The sequence below is a fragment of the Calothrix sp. CBUCES-K 9914 genome (genome assembly GCF_059640475.1).
This window is the reverse complement of the sequence record NZ_JBXXZH010000481.1, coordinates 1-3,036: the sequence shown is the minus strand read 5'-3', so window position 1 is coordinate 3,036 and position 3,036 is coordinate 1. Positions and strand designations below refer to the sequence as shown.

Annotated in this window: 5 protein-coding genes; 2 read left to right on the top strand and 3 right to left on the bottom strand. The window is 39.2% G+C overall.

Features of this window, described 5'->3' with window-relative positions:
* Positions 1-251: 251 nt before the first annotated feature.
* Positions 252-836 (bottom strand): TIGR04376 family protein, encoded by a 585-nt coding sequence (locus AC2JBO_RS44215; protein ID WP_496959961.1) that lies wholly within the window; start codon positions 834-836, stop codon positions 252-254.
* Between the two features lie 119 nt (positions 837-955).
* Here AC2JBO_RS44215 and AC2JBO_RS44210 point away from each other — a divergent pair, with 119 nt between their 5' ends.
* Positions 956-1,531 carry a hypothetical protein gene (locus AC2JBO_RS44210; protein ID WP_496959960.1) on the top strand — a complete coding sequence of 192 codons (576 nt, stop codon included), beginning with the start codon at positions 956-958 and terminating at the stop codon, positions 1,529-1,531.
* A 36-nt stretch (positions 1,532-1,567) separates the two neighbouring features.
* On the opposite strand, the gene AC2JBO_RS44205 is transcribed toward AC2JBO_RS44210, so the two are convergent.
* Together AC2JBO_RS44205 and AC2JBO_RS44200 are read right to left on the bottom strand one after the other, a co-directional pair.
* Positions 1,568-2,437: a D-alanyl-D-alanine carboxypeptidase family protein gene (locus AC2JBO_RS44205; protein ID WP_496959959.1), complete on the bottom strand. Its 870-nt coding sequence runs from the start codon at positions 2,435-2,437 to the stop codon at positions 1,568-1,570.
* Between the two features lie 10 nt (positions 2,438-2,447).
* Positions 2,448-2,621 (bottom strand): hypothetical protein, encoded by a 174-nt coding sequence (locus AC2JBO_RS44200; protein ID WP_496959958.1) that lies wholly within the window; start codon positions 2,619-2,621, stop codon positions 2,448-2,450.
* Between the two features lie 224 nt (positions 2,622-2,845).
* On the opposite strand from AC2JBO_RS44200, the gene AC2JBO_RS44195 reads away from it, so the two are divergent.
* Positions 2,846-3,036: FAD-dependent oxidoreductase (locus AC2JBO_RS44195; RefSeq protein ID WP_496959957.1), on the top strand; the 191-nt coding region annotated here is incomplete at its 3' end.

Below are 3,036 nucleotides of genomic sequence, written 5' to 3'. Positions count from 1 at the left end.
TGATTTTTATAGCTAACCATCTTGACAAATCCGATTTGAGAGGGAACGAATCAGCCCTGCTTACCAAGGGGGGTTGGGGAAATTTTATTCTATCCCTTGCAGTATTGGAATCGGAATATATCCTCGCTTGAAAATTAGCGGCACAAATCTGATTAGGGCGCCAATAATAATAATTAGCTCCTAACTCGCGCAGGTGCGTGACACTACTAGTTCATTAGTTTTATTTCGCGATTGTTATGGTGTCACACACCCTACTTTCCCATTTGCCTTTTCATCCTTTGCAGTTCGTCGTCGGTTTCTAAACGAATAAACTGTTCTTCTAAGTCGTCGAAGCTACTTGAAGTGTTAGTTGACTTCCACCAACCGTCACTTTCGATGCGCTGCTGGGTTTTGGTCTGCGCTTGAGCTTGCGCGCGTGTTGCTTGTGCTTGGGTTGCTTTGGTTTGAACTTCCTGGCGCCGTACTTGAATTTTTTGATAAAGCTCTTTTGCTTGCTTAATACGGTCTTTGATACCTTGCATTTTTGCCCACTGCTGGTTTCCTTGACGCAGTAGTGCTGCTTCACGTTCTTGTGCTGCAGAAGCTAAGTCTTGACGGTTGGCAGCTTTGGCTTTTTGTACTCGCTGATGCCATTTTTGAATTTCGGTAGCTGTGGCAAGAATTTCATCTTGAGAGCGCTTTTCCTGCACCTGTAAGTCGGCAATTAGTTTTAATGTATCTCCCTCCTGTTGACGCAACTGGTCTAACAGTGCTTCCAACTCCAAATGCGGGTTGTTTTTTAAGAACTCTTCTAAACGGCTTTCCAGAAACCGACTCAAATCATCGAATAAGCCCACTGTTAGAACTCCAGGGTTGAGATGTCACATTTATTGTAATTATTATCGCTCCCGTGCGGAAAGTGGGTCATCGCACTTGAGTCTTATATTATCTAGTTTTGATTATGAAAGTTTATATTATGAATATGTTACAACGTTATCTTGCCATTGCGGCGCTTACTATTTCGGGTATAGTAGCTTCAAGTACGGTTGTTACAAGTATTCCTGTATTTGCGGCGCCAACCAAACAAGTTGCTCAAACAGTAAAACCCGACTTTGACAAATATCCTGCAAACCCTGTGTATAAAGGTAAAGCTGCTACACTCAAAGCTGATAACCAAGAGCAAAAAGATTATTTACCTGATATTCAATCTGTAGCTAGTAAAGGTACAAACTTTGCTGGACATTATGTAATTGCAGAAGGTCTGAACCGCGCGATGGGTGGAGTTAGTACTGGTATTATTGCTGACCTCAAAACAGGTAAAATTTATTTATCACCACAACTTAAAGGCTATCATGACCAACGTGGCGCCGGTTACGTTCCTCCCAGACCTGATGGTGGTTTACATTATCAAGCAAACAGTAAATTGTTAGTAATTACAGGACGCACGGGTGGTCAAGACGGTAACAAAGGCATTGGACATTATTACTATAAATGGCAAAATAACAAACTCACATTTATCAAGTTTGTTTCATCTCCCTACCAATCTCAATAGTAACAGCAGTCGGTGGTAAAAACAGGGTTTATAAAATTACAATGGTGTTAACCAGTAAGTAATTCCAGTGACGATTTTCTTGTTAAAGCCAAAATCAGGTAATTTTTCCTCTGGTACACCTAAATAAGTCCAGTGAGGTAAATCTGTTTCTACAGTTTGAAACCAGCCATTTTGGTTTAAAGCTTTTCTTTGTGCTTCTGTGTAAACTCTTAAATCTACCGCTAAACCCCATAAATGTTGTGATGTTCCAGGTGGCGCCACTATATTTAAGATAGCAGTTTCTCTACCTTGCTTAACTTGTTCCAAAGTATTCCTGTTAGCGTATTTGTTCCAAAATTTGAGGTTCGTTTCATATGTCCGAGTACAGTCACCAGAACCATTTCCAGACCTTAACGGAATATTGATTTGTTTGTCAGCGATATTAAATGCATCAGCAGCAGCTTTTTGCAGATAGCAGTTATTGCCACTGTTAACTTTAGCCATTACTAGACTTGCTTGGTAAGCTCTAGTTTCTTGCGGGTTGGGAAAAAATACTTTTGGTGGTAGTTTTATTGCTGAATTTAGATTAATAAAAGGCGCCCCATATTGACGTAACATAATGTACTCAAACGTACCTGGATTGGGTATTAATGGTAATTGAGGTGTGATAAAAGCTAAAAAACGTTCTTTTTGCGGTAATGCTAAGTTAGGAGTAGGTGCTGGAGTTAATGATGGTATTGGGTTTGTAATACATGGACGGTTTGGATTCGGGTATTTTAAGGCACGTTCAATTAAACAGTTTTCATCGTTTCTCAAGTCTTTGTTACCAGTCGCATGATGAAAATTTCCATTGCTAGCTACTAAAGTTAAGCTAGTTAATACGACTAAACAAGTATAAATGCCTTTTTTGAGAAATTTCTTTAACATATTAATAAATTTAAACAGCTATTCCTTCTCTATAACGCATTGAGCGCAAGTTCATAATTGATTTGAGAATTTGAGTTTTCCCAACTCCGGATATGCCTAGTAGAAGATTGAAGTTGTCCAAGTGCATTGGGGAAAGGCGCCATTCTATTTTTTTGTCGTAGTAGCTTAATTGATGATTTTTCATGTTTCTTGGTAGGGCTGTTTTATTTAATACTCTTATTGTAAATTTTAGATGAAGTTTGCCTTAATCATTAGTGAATATTGATAGTTATGAGGTAATTGATAAAATAGTTTTATGGTTGAAAAGTATTGTAATTAATTTAACCAAGGACGAATGCAAGCTGAATTACAAAAAATCGTTTATTTCGGTTAAAATTAACAGTATCTCTAAGAAGAGCGTGTTTGTTTATGACCATGCACAATTCCGTAGAATTCCAAGACGCTTTCGATGTAGTCGTCGTTGGTGCAGGTCACTCTGGTTGTGAAGCTGCACTTGCGACGGCACGTCTTGGCTGTCGTACTTTGTTGTTGACGCTCAACCTGGACAAAATCGGTTGGCAACCTTGTAACCCAGCTGTTGGTGGCCCAGCAAAATCACA